Source organism: Reyranella sp. (assembly GCF_965279465.1).
In the GTDB taxonomy this organism is placed as follows: Bacteria; Pseudomonadota; Alphaproteobacteria; order Reyranellales; family Reyranellaceae; genus Reyranella.
In genome coordinates this window covers 5,011,919-5,027,478 of record NZ_OZ257242.1, presented here as the reverse complement: position 1 = coordinate 5,027,478, position 15,560 = coordinate 5,011,919, and the positions used below count along the sequence as shown (strand labels likewise).

The 15,560-nt window shown below is 65.4% G+C and carries 14 protein-coding genes; 1 reads left to right on the top strand and 13 read right to left on the bottom strand.

Going from position 1 to position 15,560, the window contains the following annotated elements:
* Window positions 1–6: 6 nt before the first annotated feature.
* The 5 genes from ACQY8M_RS24490 to proS all read right to left on the bottom strand — a co-directional run bounded on the left by ACQY8M_RS24490 (window position 7) and on the right by proS (window position 4,993).
* A complete protein-coding gene (locus tag ACQY8M_RS24490) occupies window positions 7–252 on the bottom strand; it encodes a hypothetical protein (protein WP_428660939.1) in 246 nt (81 codons plus the stop codon).
* A 122-nt stretch (window positions 253–374) separates the two neighbouring features.
* Complete coding sequence (locus ACQY8M_RS24485; protein ID WP_428660936.1) at window positions 375–1,058, bottom strand: ABC transporter ATP-binding protein; 684 nt, start codon at window positions 1,056–1,058, stop codon at window positions 375–377.
* On the bottom strand, window positions 1,051–2,313 hold the full coding sequence (locus ACQY8M_RS24480; protein ID WP_428660933.1) for an ABC transporter permease: 1,263 nt from the start codon (window positions 2,311–2,313) through the stop codon (window positions 1,051–1,053). The genes ACQY8M_RS24485 and ACQY8M_RS24480 overlap by 8 nt, the downstream gene beginning before the upstream one ends.
* Window positions 2,306–3,619, bottom strand: a complete 1,314-nt coding sequence (locus tag ACQY8M_RS24475) for an FtsX-like permease family protein (protein ID WP_428660930.1) — start codon at window positions 3,617–3,619, stop codon at window positions 2,306–2,308. Before ACQY8M_RS24475 ends, ACQY8M_RS24480 begins: the two co-directional genes overlap by 8 nt.
* A gap of 60 nt (window positions 3,620–3,679) precedes the next feature.
* Window positions 3,680–4,993, bottom strand: coding sequence for a proline--tRNA ligase (gene proS, locus ACQY8M_RS24470; protein WP_428660927.1), 1,314 nt, complete (start codon window positions 4,991–4,993; stop codon window positions 3,680–3,682).
* A 113-nt stretch (window positions 4,994–5,106) separates the two neighbouring features.
* Between proS and ACQY8M_RS24465 the strand changes: the two genes are divergently transcribed.
* The gene (locus ACQY8M_RS24465) at window positions 5,107–6,399 is read left to right on the top strand and encodes an NCS2 family permease (protein WP_428660924.1); all 1,293 of its coding nucleotides are present in this window, start codon (window positions 5,107–5,109) and stop codon (window positions 6,397–6,399) included.
* Window positions 6,400–6,659: 260 nt separating this feature from the next.
* Here the strand turns inward: ACQY8M_RS24465 and ACQY8M_RS24460 are convergent, their stop codons facing one another.
* From ACQY8M_RS24460 to nuoL, 8 genes are all read right to left on the bottom strand, one after another.
* Entirely contained in the window at window positions 6,660–6,893 is a 234-nt protein-coding gene (locus ACQY8M_RS24460) for a DUF1467 family protein (protein WP_428660921.1), read from the bottom strand.
* Window positions 6,894–7,032: 139 nt separating this feature from the next.
* On the bottom strand, window positions 7,033–7,437 hold the full coding sequence (gene mce / locus ACQY8M_RS24455; protein ID WP_428660918.1) for a methylmalonyl-CoA epimerase: 405 nt from the start codon (window positions 7,435–7,437) through the stop codon (window positions 7,033–7,035).
* Window positions 7,438–7,453: 16 nt separating this feature from the next.
* Window positions 7,454–9,109, bottom strand: coding sequence for a ribonuclease J (locus ACQY8M_RS24450; protein ID WP_428660915.1), 1,656 nt, complete (start codon window positions 9,107–9,109; stop codon window positions 7,454–7,456).
* Window positions 9,106–9,876 carry a type III pantothenate kinase gene (locus tag ACQY8M_RS24445; protein WP_428660912.1) on the bottom strand — a complete coding sequence of 257 codons (771 nt, stop codon included), beginning with the start codon at window positions 9,874–9,876 and terminating at the stop codon, window positions 9,106–9,108. The genes ACQY8M_RS24450 and ACQY8M_RS24445 overlap by 4 nt, the downstream gene beginning before the upstream one ends.
* 13 nt (window positions 9,877–9,889) lie before the next feature.
* Window positions 9,890–10,624 carry a biotin--[acetyl-CoA-carboxylase] ligase gene (locus ACQY8M_RS24440; protein ID WP_428660909.1) on the bottom strand — a complete coding sequence of 245 codons (735 nt, stop codon included), beginning with the start codon at window positions 10,622–10,624 and terminating at the stop codon, window positions 9,890–9,892.
* Entirely contained in the window at window positions 10,621–12,063 is a 1,443-nt protein-coding gene (gene nuoN / locus ACQY8M_RS24435; protein ID WP_428660906.1) for an NADH-quinone oxidoreductase subunit NuoN, read from the bottom strand. The genes ACQY8M_RS24440 and nuoN overlap by 4 nt, the downstream gene beginning before the upstream one ends.
* Before the next feature lie 8 nt (window positions 12,064–12,071).
* Window positions 12,072–13,586, bottom strand: a complete 1,515-nt coding sequence (locus tag ACQY8M_RS24430) for an NADH-quinone oxidoreductase subunit M (protein WP_428660903.1) — start codon at window positions 13,584–13,586, stop codon at window positions 12,072–12,074.
* A 5-nt stretch (window positions 13,587–13,591) separates the two neighbouring features.
* Window positions 13,592–15,559: an NADH-quinone oxidoreductase subunit L gene (gene nuoL / locus ACQY8M_RS24425; RefSeq protein WP_428660900.1), complete on the bottom strand. Its 1,968-nt coding sequence runs from the start codon at window positions 15,557–15,559 to the stop codon at window positions 13,592–13,594.
* Window position 15,560 lies beyond the last annotated feature (1 nt).

Sequence of the window (15,560 nt, the reverse complement as noted above, 5' to 3'; positions counted from 1 at the left end):
CGCCTGTCAGGCGTCTCTCAGGTCAAGCCTCTGTTCAATTCGCTCCAGGCGCATCTCCAGGCGATCGATCCGGCGAGACTGTCCGGCAAAGTCGCCGTGGACCATGGCAACCGACTTCTCGACGCTCGCCAGTCGCTCCTCGACAGCAGTAAGCCGCTCTTTCACGTCGCGCATGTCCTCTCCAAGCCGATCCATCTTGGCATCGAGGCGGCGCAGGAAGACGAGCGTCAGGTTTTCGAGGTCGTCGGCCATGGATATATTGTAGGCATGCAATAGCATCGCGGCCACGTATGATATCGTACCGAGCTTCGCGAAGCACCGTGCGGACGGCCAGGCGTGGAGCGCGGTTGTTGGCGCCAGATCCCCCGCTGCGCTTACGAAAACAGAATGCCGTCCTTGAGATGCAGCGTGCGATCCATCCTCGCGGCAAGCTCGGGATTGTGGGTGGCGATCAGCGCGGCCATGCCGGTCTCGCGGACGAGAGCGAGGAGCTGGCGGAAGACTGTGTCCGCAGTTGCGGCGTCGAGATTGCCGGTCGGCTCGTCGGCCAGCAGCACGCGCGGGGCGTTGGCGACGGCGCGGGCGATGGCCACCCGCTGCTGCTCGCCGCCCGACAGGCGGCCGGGCCGGTGCTCGGCACGGTCCTTGAGGCCGACCATGGCCAGCAGGTCGGCGGAGCGCACCCGCGCCTCGCTGCGCGACAGGCCGTTCAGCATCTGCGGCAGCATCACGTTCTCCAGCGCCGAGAATTCCGGCAGCAGGTGGTGATACTGATAGACGAAGCCCAGGAACTTGCGGCGCAGCGCCGTGCGCGGGCCATCGCCGAGCGTCTTGGTGGGCTTGCCGTCAACCACGACCTCGCCACCGTCCGGGCGCTCGAGCAGCCCCGCGATATGCAAAAGGGTCGACTTGCCGCTGCCCGACTGGCCGACCAGCGCCACGATCTCACCGGCGCGCAGGTCGAGCGAGATCGCGCGCAGCACCTCGAGGCGGCGATCGCCCTGCACGAAGGTGCGCTGGAGGGCGCGCAGCGAGAGCGGAAAGGAGTTGTCACTCATGCCGCAGCCCTTCGACAGGTTCGATGCGCGTGCTGCGCCAGGCGGGATAAGCCGCCGCCGCGAGCGACAGGCCGACGGCGATGGCGATCACGGTCAGAACATCTCTCAGCCGGATAGTCGCCGGCGCCGAGGTGATGAACTCGAGCTCCATCGAGCTGCCTTGCAACCGGCCGATCAGCTCGACGATCGACGCAATGTTGGTACTGACCAGCAAGCCGAGCGCGGTGCCGGCGGCCGTCCCCACGATCCCGACGGCCGCCGCCGACAGGAAGAAGGCGCGCACGATCGTGCCCTTCCCCGCTCCCATGGTGCGCAGGATCGCGATGCTGCCGCGCTTGACCCTCACCAGCATGGTGAAGCTCGCCACGACGTTCATGGCCGCCACCAGTACGATCAGGGTGAGGATGATGAACATCATGACCCTCTCGACCTCGAGCGCGCCGACGAAGCGGGCATTGAGCGTCTGCCAGTCCGAGACCTTGAGGTCGTCGCGGCCGAGCGACTTGCGGATTTCCGCGGCGACCTTCGGCGCGGCGTTGGGATCGGCGAGGTCGAGGTCGATCGAGCTTACCGCCCGGCGATCGTATTCGAGGTCCTCCTGCAGCATCTGCAAGGGCATGAAGACCAGAGCGTTGTCGAACTCGTAGCGCTTGCTGAGGAAGCTGCCGAGCAATTCGTAGTCCGAATAGCGCGGCGCGATCGTGCCCGACTCGTTCAGCCGATGGGTGGTGACGGTGACCATGTCACCGGCGGCGATGCCCAGCGCCTGGCGCAGGCGTTCGCCCACCACCACGCCCGGCTTGGTGCCGAAGTCGCCCAGCCCGCCGTGGACGAGGTTCTTCGTGACCATGTCGCGCGACAGCAGATCCTCCACACGGACGCCGCGGATCAGCACGCCCCTGCTCTGGCCGCCCGCGCTGATCAGCGCCTGGCGCTCGAGGGTCGGCCGCACGGTCTTGACCTCCGGCACCTTGCGCAGCGCCTCGAGCAGCTCGGGCGTGGTCTGCAGCATGCCGTCGCGCGCGGTGATCACGATATGGCCGTTCATGCCGATCAGCCGGCTGATCAGGTTGGTCCGGAAACCACTCATCACGGACAACACCACGATGAGGGTCGCCACGCCCAGCGCGACGCCGATCAGGGAGAAGATCGCGATGAACGACACGAAGCCCTCGCGCTGGCGCGTCGCGAGATAGCGCCAGGCGAGCCAGCGCTCGACGGTACGTTCGCCGCGGCGGACAGCGGCGTCACTCACGGCGCAGCCCTTCCACCGGGTCGAGCCGTGCGGCGCGCGCCGCGGGGTAGAGCGAAGCCACCAGCGCGAACACCACCGCCATGCCGGCGATGGCCGCGACCTCCTGCCAGGTGATGTGCGCGGGCATCTCGGCCAGCAGATAGAGCGTCTCGTCGAACAGCACGAGGCCGAAGGCATGCTGCAGCCATTGGCGGATCGACTCGATATTGAGCGCGAATGCCAACCCGAGCGCGACGCCGATCGCGGCGCCGATACTGCCGATCGCCAGCCCATCGATCAGGAACAGCCGCATGACGGCGCCGCGCGTGGCGCCGATGGTGCGCAGGATGGCGATGTCCGCGGTCTTGGTGCGCACCAGCATCACCAGGCTGGACACGATGTTGAAGGCCGCCACCAGGACGATCATGGTGAGGACGATGAACAGGACGTTGGACTGGCTCTGGATGGCGGCGAAGAAGCCGTAATTGGCCTGGGACCAGTCGAACACCCAACCCTCCGGGCCGACGGTCTGCGTGACGAGGCGACGCTCGTCCGCAAGCGAAGTGCCCTCGTTCAGGAACACCTCGATGGTCGAGACCTTGTCGCCGAGATTGAGCATGCGCTGCACATCGACCAGCGGCGCATAGACGAAATTCGAGTCGTAGTCGTACATGCCGGCGCAGAAGATTGCCGCGACCCTGACCGAGGCCGAACGCGGCATGACGCCGAGCGGCGTGGCGACCGACACCGGGGAGACGAGCTGCAGCCGGTCGCCGATCTTCAGCCCCATCAGGTCGGCGAAGCGCTTGCCGACCACGACGGTGAAATCGTCGCCGAAGCCGTCCAGCGTGCCCCAGTCGATCGGCTTCCCGTCGTCGCTGCGGCACAGGTTGCGATAGCGATCGCGGACGCCGGGCGGGCCTTCGATGGCGGCGGAGAGCGGCCGGCGGGCTCGGAAATCGTCCGGGGACATGCCGCGCAACAGCACGCCGCGCACCTTGTCGCCGGCCACGGCGATCACCTGGCCTTCGGCCGAGGCGGTGGCCGTCGCCACGCCGGGCACGGCGCGCAGTCGCGAAATCAGGTCGGGCGTCGCCACGAGCCCGCCGCGCGTGCCCTGCACGCCGAGCTGGCCGCTGATGCCGGCCATCTGGCGCAGCATCTCGATCTGGAAGCCGTTCATCACGGCCATGACCACGATGAGCGTGCCGACGCCCAGCGCAATGCCGACCAGCGAGAAGCCGGCGATCACCGAGATGAAGCCCTCCTCGCGGCGGGCCCGCAGGTAGCGGAAGGCGATCAGGCGCTCAACGGCAGCGAATGCCACTTACCTCTACCTTTCGTTCCCAGCAGTCACGCGTAGGAACATGATCCGCAGGCAGGAGCGTCATGAGAAGCGGGTAACGACTTCCTCGGCCGGAAGTTCCTCGCGCGCGCCGGTCTTGCGGTTCTTGAGCTCGACCTTCCCGGCGGCGACACCCTTGGGACCGACGATCACCTGCCAGGGGATGCCGATCAGGTCCATGTCGGCGAACTTGCCGCCTGGCCGTATGTCGCGGTCGTCGTGGAGCACCTCGATCCCCTTCGCCGTCAGCTCGCTGTAGAGCCTGGCGCAGGCGCCGGCAACGGCGCCGTCGTCCGGCTTCAAATTGACAAGGGCAACCTTGAACGGCGCAACCGACTCCGGCCAGACGATGCCGGCCGCATCGTGGCTCGCCTCGATGATGCCGCCGACAAGACGCGACACACCGATGCCGTAGGATCCCATCTCGACCGTGATCTCATCGCCGCCCGGACCGGCGACGATCGCCTTCATCGGCTTCGAATACCTGGTGCCGAAATAGAAGATGTGGCCGACCTCGATACCGCGCGCGGACAGGCGCTCGGCTTCCGGGATCGCCTCGAACGCGGCCTTGTCGTGCATCTCGTCGGTCGCGGCATAGAGCGATGTCCATTCCTGGACGATCGGCTGGAGGTCGGCGCCGTAGTCGATGGTTCGGCTCAGGATGTCCTTGTCGACCAGCCCCTTGTGGCAGAACACCTCGCTCTCGCCGGTCTCGGCCAGGACGATGAACTCGTGACTCAGGTCGCCGCCGATCGGGCCGGTATCCGCACGCATCGGGATCGCCTTCAGCCCCATGCGCGCGAAGGTGCGCAGATAGGCCACGAACATCTTGTTGTAGGAATGGATCGCGCCCGCCTTGTCGACGTCGAAGGAGTAATTGTCCTTCATCAGGAACTCGCGGCCGCGCATCACACCGAATCGGGGCCGGACCTCGTCCCGGAACTTCCACTGGATGTGATAGAGGTTCTTGGGCAGGTCGCGGTAGCTCTTCACGCCGTCGCGGAAGAGGACGGTGATCATCTCCTCGTTGGTCGGGCCGAACAGCATGTCGCGGTCGTGCCGGTCCTTGATGCGCAGCATCTCCGGCCCGTAGGCGTCGTAGCGACCGCTCTCGCGCCACAGATCGGCCGACTGGATGGTCGGCATCAGCACTTCCTGAGCACCCGCCCCGTCCTGTTCCTCGCGCACGATGCGCTCGATGTTGCGAAGCACCCGAAGGCCGAGCGGCAGCCACGCATAGATGCCGGCGCTGGTCTGGCGGATCAGGCCGGCCCGCAACATCAGCCGGTGCGAGACGATCTGCGCCTCGGAAGGCGTTTCTTTCAGAGTCGGCAGGAAATATTGGCTCATTCGCATGGCGGCGGACTGTAGGGAACGGGCTGTGCAAAGGCAAACAAAGCCGGCTTTCCCGGCTGGCTTTGCACAGGTCGGTGCCCGCACACTGCGGCAATCGATGGGGGAGACCGCCAATGCTCGAACAACTGTTCAAACTGAGCGAGAACAAGACGACGGTGCGGACGGAGATCGTGGCCGGGATCACGACCTTCCTCACCATGGCCTACATCATCTTCGTCAATCCGGACATCCTCAGCAAGGCCGGCATGCCGTTCGGCGCGGTGTTCGCGTCGACCTGCGTGGCCGCCGCCATCGGCTGCCTGCTCATGGCCTTTCTCGCCAACTACCCGATCGCGCTGGCACCGGGCATGGGGCTCAACGCCTACTTCGCCTTCGTGGTGGTCGGCCAGATGAAATTCAGCTGGCAGGTTGCGCTCGGCTGCGTGTTCCTGTCGGGTATCCTCTTCTTCATCATCAGTGTGCTGCCGATCCGCGAATGGATCGTCAACGCGATTCCGCGGTCCCTCAAGATGGCGATCGCCGCCGGCATCGGCCTGTTCCTCGCGCTGATCGCGCTCAAGAACGCCGGGATCGTCGTCGCCAATCCCGCGACGATGGTGGCGCACGGCGACCTCGCGAGCTGGCCAGTGCTGATGGCGACGCTCGGCTTCGCACTGATCGTCGCCCTCGAATATCGCAAGGTGCTCGGCGGCGTGATCATCGGCATCCTTGCAGTGACCATCGTCTCGATTATCGCCGGCCAGCAGAAGTTCGGCGGCATCGTCGACATGCCACCGTCGATCGCGCCGGTATTCCTTCAGATGGATCTCGGCGGCGCTCTGCAGGTCGGGCTGGTGACGGTCGTCTTCGCCTTCCTGTTCGTCGATTTGTTCGACAACACCGGCACGCTGATCGCCCTCGCTCATCGTGGCGGCTTCATGCGGCCCGACGGCACCGTTCCGCGCCTCAATCGTGCGCTGATATCCGACAGTGCCGCAGCGATGATCGGTGCCGCGGTCGGCACCTCGACGACGACGAGCTACATCGAGAGCGCGTCGGGCATCAACGCCGGCGGCCGCACCGGACTGACGGCGCTCACCGTCGCGGTGCTCTTTCTGCTCGCGCTGTTCATCGCACCGCTCGCCGGTTCCATTCCACCCTACGCCACGGCGCCAGCGCTTCTGTACGTCGCCTGCCTGATGACGCGTGGCCTCGTGGAGATCGAATGGAACGACATCACCGAGTCGGCGCCGGCCGTGATCACCGCGATCGCGATGCCCTTCACCTTCTCGATCGCGGAAGGAATCGCCTTCGGGTTCATTTCCTATGCCGGAATCAAATTCGTCGCCGGAAAGTTCGCGGACATCCATCCGGCGGTCGCAATTCTCGCTGTGCTGTTCGTGATCAAGTATGTGGTCATGCCCTAGTCACAGAGCATTCCGACAAAGCGTACGGACATTTGTTGCTCCCGGTGCACCCACCGATCCTAACATTCGTTCCGTCAAGCCCCCTCTCTCGAAAGAATTGGTCTTGGCAATTCCACAAACGCCATGTACACAGCCTAAGCCTTAGGCGATGGCCTGAGTTTTAGGGAGGAGAGCGGCTTCAAAAGCCGCCGAGGACCACAAGTTTCGGGGTAAGAGAGAAGCGGCGGCCACACGGGGCCGCCGCTTTTCGTTTCAGCGGTCTACTCGCGGAAGCTGAAGAAATCCGACTGGTGCAGGACGAAGAAGCCGATCCACAGCACGGCTGCCACGATCGTGGTAATGACGGCCTTGCGGAGCAGCTGCGGCCGCTCGGGCGATCCGCGCTCCTGCCCCCGCCCCGGATTTTCGACCCTTTTGACCCCGAGCGGTAGGACGGCGAACAGCACCGTCCACCAGATCACCACATAGACCATGAGCCCAGTCGCCCAGCTCATCGTGACCGTCGAGCGGTGTCATCCCGAGCGTAGCGAGGGACCTTTAAGCATCTCATCGCTGGGAGCGCGGGTCTCCAGACCCGCTCATGATCCTGAGCGGGTCTGGAGACCCGCGCTCCCAGCAAAGAGCTGATCAACTCTAAACCTGCTCGAGCTCGATCAGGGTGCCGGTGAAATCCTTCGGATGGAGGAACAGCACGGGCTTGTCGTGGGCGCCGATCTTCGGCTCGCCGTCGCCGAGCACCCGCGCCCCGCCGGCCTTCAGCTTATCGCGTGCGGCGTAGATGTCCTCGACCTCGTAGCAGACGTGGTGGATGCCGCCGTCGGCATTGCGGGCGAGGAAATTGGCGATCGGCGATTTCTCGCCGAGGGGATGCAACAACTCGATCTTCGTGTTGGGCAGCTCGACGAACACGACCGTGACGCCGTGCGCGGGCTGTGCCTTGGGAGCGCTCACCTTGGCGCCCATGACCGTGCGGTAGAGCTCGCCGGCCTTGTCGAGGTCCGGCACGGCAATGGCGATGTGGTTCAGGCGTCCGATCATGGGCTCTCCTCGGACGTTAGATGCGGACGATATGGACATCCGTCAACGGCTTCTTGCCGAGATGCGCTCGCACGACGCGGCGCAGCGCCTTGTGGGCCGCGTCCTCGATCCGCCCGTCGTCGCGCCGTTCGGCGGCGCTGAGGTCGGCCAGCATCTCCTTGAGGCCGGCAACGATGGCTTCAGCCAGCTCGCCCTCCTCGTCTTCCATGCCGCGCAGGCTCACGACGGGTGCAGCTTTCGGTCGGCCCTGCTGGTCGATCACCAGGGTGGCCGCTGCCGCGCCATTCCACAGCAGCTTGCGCCGTTCGCGCAGCGCCAGCCCCTCCAGCGGGATAACGCCATCACCGTCGCGCGCCAGGCGGCCGGCAGGGACATGGTCGATGATCGTGGCGGGGCCCGGCGCCAGCCGGACCAGGGTGCCGTTCGGCGCCACCACCGTCTCCGGCACCTGGCACTGCCGGGCGAGCGCCGCATGCTCGACCATGTGCCGCACCTCGCCATGGACCGGCAGGGCGATCCTGGGCCGGACCCACTGGTACATACGGACCAGCTCGTCTCGCGCCGGGTGCCCTGAAACATGGATATGCTCGTCGGGACCGTCGCTGATCACCTCGACGCCGCGCGCCGTCAGCGCATTCTGCAAGCGCCCGACCGGCCGCTCGTTGCCCGGGATCACGCGCGAGGAGAAGATCGCGGTGTCGCCGGCCTCGAGCACCAGGTCGCGATGCTCGCCGGTGGCGATCTTGGCCATCGAGGCGCGCGGCTCGCCCTGGCTGCCGGTACAGATGAGCAGGACCTTCTCGCGCGGCAGATACCCTGCGTCCTGTTCCGACACGGTCTGCGGGAAATCGAGCAGATAGCCGCATTCCTGAGCCGCCTCGACCATGCGCTGCAACGCGCGGCCCGACAGCACCGGATGGCGACCGGCCGCGACCGCCGCCTTCGCGATGCTCTCGACCCGCGCGAGGTTGGAGGCAAAGCAGGTCACGGCGACCCGGTTCTTGCGCGTCTTCACCAGCTTCTCGAGGTTGGCGCGCACGGTCGCCTCCGAGCCCGCCTCGCCCTCGACGAACACATTGGTGCTGTCGCACACCATGGCGAGCGCGCCCTCGTCGCCGATGCGCTTCAGCGTCCTTTCGTCGGTAAGCTCGCCCAGGAGCGGCTCGGGATCGATCTTCCAGTCGCCGGTATGGAACACCGTGCCGAACTTCGTCCGGACCGCCAGGGCATTCGGCTCCAGGATCGAATGCGTCATGGTGATCATCTCGAGCTCGAACGGCCCGACGGTGAACTCGCCGCCGAGCGGTATCTCGGTGATCGGCACCGTGTTGAACAGGCCCGCCTCACGGAGCTTGCGCTTCAACACCGAGGCGGCGAACGGCGTGGCATAGACCGGCGCCTCGAGCCGCGGCCAGAGGTCGGCCACGGCGCCGAGATGGTCCTCGTGGGCATGGGTGATGATGATGCCCGCGAGATCCTTGCGCCGTTCCTCGATGAAGGACGGATCGGGCATCACGACCTCGACGCCCGGCATGGTGTCGTCGCCGAAGGCGATGCCGAGGTCGACCATCAGCCACTTGCCGGCGTGGCCGTAGAGATTGAGGTTCATGCCGATCTCACCGGCACCGCCCAGGGCGAGGAACAGGAGCTCGTCGTTCGTGGGAACTGTCATGCGCGGTTACGACGCCATATCTCCAGCAGTCCCAGCGACATCAGGTCCGGCTCGATGGCATCGAACAGGCCGATCTCATCCTTGAAGACGTTGGCCAGGCCTCCGGTTGCGACGACCTTCATCGGCTCGCCGTATTCGGCGCGGATGCGCTTGATCAGGCTCTCGATCAGCCCGACGTAGCCCCAGAAGATACCCGACTGCATGGCTGGCACAGTGGCCTTACCGATCACCTTCTCGGGCTTCTCGACCCGGATGCGCGGCAGGCGCGCAGTCATCAGGTAGAAGGATTCGATGGTCAGCTCGACGCCCGGCGCCAGCACGCCACCGACGAAGTTGCCGTCCTTGTCGGCCATGTCGAAGGTCGTGGCGCTGCCGAAGTCGATGGTGATCAGCGGTCCGCCATGCCGTTTGTGCCCTGCGATCACGCCGACCAGACGGTCGGCGCCGACATCCTGCGGCCGGTCGATCAGCACCTTTATGCCCAGTATGCAGTCAGGTTCGCCGACAACCAGCAACGGTGTCTTGAAGTAGGACTCGCACAGGCGGCGCAGGTGCGTGTTCACCGCCGGCACAACGCTCGCCAGGATCGCGCCGCTGAGCGCCTTCCGATCGAAACCCTGCAGGTCCATGAGCTGGGTGAGCCAAGCGGCATATTCGTCGGCCGTGCGCTTGACCTCGGTGCGCAGGCGAAACTGCGCCACGATCCGATCGCCGTCGAACACGGCGAACTTGGAATTGGTATTTCCGACGTCGATGGCGAGCAGCATCGCTCGAACTCCTTCAGGCCGCGCGGGCCAACAGCTCTCCCGCCACGATCCGGCGCGGACCGCCGGAGGTATCCAGCAGCAGGGCCCCTTCCCGGTCCATTCCGGCGAAGCGGCCACGCACGACTTCATCGCCGAGCTTCACGTCGACCTCGAGGCCGAGCGGGCCGGCCTTGGCCAGCCATTGCGCGCGAACGGCCTCGAAGCCGTCGCGCCGCCACTCGGCGACGCGCAGGGCCAGGGCGGCGGCGAGCCGCTCCAGGGCCGCTTCGACAGTGCCGCCGAGGCAGGCGCCGCGATAGCGCATCTCGGGCAGGCTCGGGGCGAAGCCGACGTTCACGCCGATTCCCATCACCACGTGCTCGGCCTGGCCGCCCTGGCCGATCGAGCTCTCGGGAAGGATCCCGGCGACCTTGCCGCCGTCGACCAGCACGTCGTTCGGCCACTTCACCCGCACGTCGCGACCGGCCGGGACGATGTCGGCCACCGCCAGCGCCGCCACGAAACCCAGCTCGGCCGCCCGCATGGCCTGACAATCGGGCCGCAGGATCGTCGAACTGTACAGATTGCCGATCGGCGAGGCCCAGACCCGGCCGCGCCGGCCACGTCCGCCGGTCTGCTCGCGCGCCCAGACGACGGTGCCCTCCGGCGAGCCCGCTTCGGCAAGGCGCGCGGCCTCGTCGTTGGTGCTGCCGACGCTTTGCAGCGCGACCAGCCTCCACCCGTCCGGCAGGACGGGCGCGGGTATCACGGGAACAAGCCCTTGGCGGCGGCTGCGGCGATCAGGCTGAGCGGCTGCGGCGCCAGCGAGAAGACGGCGAGCAGCGCCGCCGCTACCAGAGCAACAGCACGATTGACGCTGAACGAACTCGAATCGAGCACCTCGGTGCCTTCGTCGAAATACATCACCTTGACGATGCGCAGGTAGTAGTAGGACGCCACGACGGAAGCGAGCACGCCGAGTATGGCCGGCCAGAACAGCTTGGCCTCGATGGCGGCCATGAAGATGTAGAGCTTGCCCCAGAAGCCGGCGAGCGGCGGGATGCCGGCCATCGAGAACATGAAGATCAGCATGGCCAACGCCAGCATGGGATGATCCTTGCCGAGGCCGGCCAGGTCCGAGACGCCCTCCACCATGATGCCGCGGCGGCGCATCGCCAGGATGACGGCGAACACGCCCAGGGTCATGACCATGTAGATCGCGAGATAGAAGACGACCGACTGAACGCCCTTCTCGCTGCCGGCCGCGAGACCCAACAGCACGTAGCCGACATTGCCGATCGAGGAATAGGCCATCAGGCGCTTGATGTTGGGCTGGCGCAAGGCGGCGAAAGCGCCCCACGCCATCGACAGGACCGCGGCGGCAACGATGATCTGCTGCCATTGGGGGAACAGCGGCTTGAACGGGCCCATCAGGACCGAGACCGTCAGCGAGATCGCGGCGATCTTGGGCGCGACGGCGAACAGCGCCGTCACCGGCGTCGGGGCGCCCTCGTAGACGTCCGGCGTCCACATATGGAATGGCACGGCGGAGATCTTGAATGCGAGCCCGGCGACCACGAACACCAGCCCGATCACGGTGCCGATCTCCCCTGCCTTGCCGGCCAGCAGCGCCTGGGAGATCTGCACGAAGGAGGTGCCGCCGCAGAAGCCGTAGATCAGCGAGGCGCCGAACAGGAGCATGCCCGAAGCGACCGAACCCAGGACGAAGTACTTCACGCCGGCCTCGGTCGAGCGAGCCGAATCGCGCTGGAAGGCAGCGATGACGTAAAGCGCCAGCGACTGCAGCTCGAGCCCGACATAGAGCGACATCAGGTCGTTGGCCGAGATCATCAGCATCATGCCGAGTGTGGCGAGCGAGACGATCAGCGGATATTCGAAGCGCCAGGCTCTCACCTGCTCGAAATAGGCGCGCGACATCAGGATCGAGATCGCCGCGCCGACCAACACCAGTGCCTTCATGGTCGTGGTCAGGCGGTCGGTGATGAACAGCGTGGCGAAGGCCGTGCCCTCGCGGTACGGCATGAACAGCAGCACCGCCGTGGCGAGCAACGCAATCGACGCCGCCACGGAGATGAAGGCGGTGGCGACCTCGCCGCGCAGCACGCCGTAGAGCAGCAGCAGGGCCGTCGCGACCGCGAGGAAGATCTCGGGTCGCGCCAGGGTCCAGTGTTCGAGGCCGAGGATCATGGAATTGCTCACGGGTGCAACGAGGCGGTGCGGGCGAGCTTCAGCGCCGCGTTGTAGTCGCCGATCAGCTTGTCGACGGCCGGTGCCATGGGATCGAGAAACGAGTTCGGATAGATGCCCATCCAGATCGTGATCAGGACCAACGGCAGGAACACCGCGATCTCGCGCCGGTTCATGTCGAGCATGGCCTTCAGCGAGTCCTTGGTCAGCTCGCCGAAGATGATCCTGCGATAGAGCAGCAACGCATAGGCCGCGCCCAGGATCAGGCTGGTCGCGGCCAGGAAGGCCACCCAGGTGTTGGCCTTGAACGCACCAATCAGCACCAGGAACTCGCCGACGAAGCCCGACAGGCCGGGCAGCCCGACGCTCGCCAGGGTGAAGAACAGGAAGACGAAGGCGTAGCGCGGCATGCGGTGAACGAGGCCGCCATAGGCCTCGATCTCGCGGGTATGCTTGCGGTCGTAGACCACGCCGACACAGAGGAAGAGCGCGGCCGAGACGATGCCGTGGCTCAGCATCTGGAAGATCGAGCCCTGCACCCCCTGCATGTTCATCACGTAGATGCCGATCGTCACCAGGCCCATGTGGGCGATCGAGGAATAGGCGATCAGCTTCTTCATATCCTCCTGCACCAGCGCGACAAGCGAGGTGTAGATCACCGCCACGCATGACAGGGCGAAGATCAGCGGCGCGAAATACTGCGTCGCCTCGGGGAACAGCGGGACGGAGAAGCGGATGAAGCCGTAGCCGCCCATCTTCAGCAGCACGCCGGCCAGGATCACCGAGCCTGCCGTCGGTGCCTCGACGTGGGCGTCGGGCAGCCAGGTGTGGACCGGCCACATCGGCACCTTGACCGCGAACGAGGCGAAGAAGGCGAGCCACAGCCAGAACTGCCACTGGAATGAAAGCTGCAGCTTCTCGAAGGCGGTCGGCAGGTCGGTCGTGCCGATCTGCGAGTAGACCGCGATGATCGCCAGCAGCATCAGGACCGAGCCGAGCAGCGTGTAGAGGAAGAACTTGAAGGCCGCGTAGACGCGCCGCTTGCCGCCCCACACGCCGATGATCAGGAACATCGGGATCAGCACGCCTTCGAAGAATACGTAGAAGAGGGCGAGATCGAGCGCGCAGAACATGCCGACCATGAAGGTCTCGAGCACGAGGAACGCGACCATGTATTCCTTGACCCGGACCTGGACGGCTTCCCAGCTCGCCAGGATGCAGATCGGCGTCAGCAGGGTCGACAGCAGGACGAAGAACAGCGAGATGCCGTCGATGCCCATGTGGTAGCCGATGTCGAGCGCCGGCACCCACGCGAGCTTCTCCTCGAACTGGAAGCCGGGTTTCGTCGGGTCGAAATGAATCCACAGCAGCAGCGAGATCAGGAAGGTCACCAGCGAGGTGATCAGTGCGGCGCTGCGGCAGTTGCGGTCGACGGCCTCCTTGGGGCCGTTGACGACCAGGCAAAAAATCGCGCCGACCAGCGGCAGGAAAGTGACGAGGGAAAGGATCGGCCAGCTCGACATCGTGCCTACCTGACGAACAGCATGAAGTAGGTGACGAAGCCGGCCACGCCGATCAGCATCACGAAGGCGTAGTGGTAGAGATAACCGCTCTGGAAGCGGCTCAGCACGCCGGCGAGGTCGACGGCGCGGGCGGCAACGCCGTCCGGACCCAGCCCGTCGATCGTAGCGCCGTCACCCTTCTTCCAGAAGAAGCGCCCGATCATCAGGGCGGGCTGGACGAACACGGCGTCATAGAGCTCGTCGAAATACCACTTGTTGTAGAACAGGGTATGCAGCGGCTTGAACATCCGCACGGTCTTGGCCGGCAGGTCAGGACTGACGATGTAGTAGTAGTAGCTCATCCCGAGGCCGCCGAGGCCCGCCACGAGTGGAAGCAGCGCCACCCAAGTCGGGACCTCGTGCATGTGATGCAGGACCTCCTTGGTCGCCTTGACGGCAATCGACGTGCCCCAGAAGTGCTCCCATCCCTCACCGACGAACCAGCCGTAGGCGACGAAGCCCGCCAAGGTCGCACCGGTCGCGAGGACATAGAGCGGGATCAGCATGACCGGCGGCGATTCGTGGGCGTGGTCCCAGGTATGATGGTCGCCGCGATACTTGCCGTAAAAGGTCATGAACATCAGCCGTCCGGAATAGAACGCCGTCATGAAGGCCGCGATGACGCCAAGCCAGTAGGCGATGAATCCGACCGTCGAATGGACACCGAACGCGGCCTCGAGCAGCGCATCCTTCGAATAGAAACCCGCAAAGCCGATACCCTCGCCCAGGATGAACGGGATACCGATGCCCGATAGCGCAAGGCTGCCGATCCACATCAGGATGAAGGTCTGCGGCGCCTTCTCCTTCACCCCGCCCATCTTGCGCATGTCCTGCTCGTGGTGCAGGCAATTGATGACCGAGCCCGAGCCGAGGAACAGCAGTGCCTTGAAGAAGGCATGGGTCATCAGGTGGAACATCGCCGCCGAATAGGCGCCGACGCCGGCGGCGAAGAACATGTAGCCGAGCTGGCTGCAGGTCGAATACGCCACCACGCGCTTGATGTCGTACTGGGTGAGGCCGATCGTGGCGGCGAAGAAGGCGGTCGCCGCGCCAATCAGGGTCACGACCTGGCTCGCGGTCGGCGCCAGCTCGAACAACGGCGACAGGCGGCAGACCATGAACACGCCGGCGGTCACCATGGTCGCGGCATGGATCAGGGCGGAGACCGGCGTCGGGCCTTCCATCGCATCCGGCAGCCAGGTGTGCAGTCCGAGCTGGGCCGACTTGCCCATGGCGCCGACGAACAGCAGCAGGCAGGCGGTCTCGAGCGCGGGCACTTCCTTGCCGAGGAACATGAAGTGCGCAGCGGCCATGTCCGGCGCCTTGGCGAAGATCTCGTTGAAGCTGACCGAGCCGCTCAGCATCCAGACCGCAAAGATACCGAGAGCAAAGCCGAAGTCGCCGACCCGGTTGACGATGAACGCCTTCATCGCCGCGGCATTGGCCGAGGGCTTGTCATACCAGAAGCCGATCAGCAGGTAGGATGCGAGGCCCACGCCTTCCCAGCCGAAGAACAGCTGCACCAGGTTGTCCGCCGTCACCAGCATCAGCATGAAGAAGGTGAACAGGCTGAGATAGGCCATGAAGCGCGGGATCGAGGGGTCCTCGGCCATGTAACCGACCGAATAGACGTGGACCATCGAGGAGACGCCGGTGACCACGATCAGCATGACGGCGGTCAGCGTATCGACCCGAAGCGACCAGTTGATGTCGAGCGTGCCGGAGTCGATCCACGAGAAGAGCGGGACGACCAGCATCTTGTCGTGGCCGAAACCGATGCGTACGAAGACGAAGACCGACAGTGCAGCGGCAATCAGCAGCGCAGCGCAGGTCACGATCTGGGCCGGCCGGTCGCCGATCACTCGGCACAGCAGGCCCGCAATAGCGGCAGCAAGCAGCGGCAGCAGGACGATGAGCTTGATGGCAAGATCCATG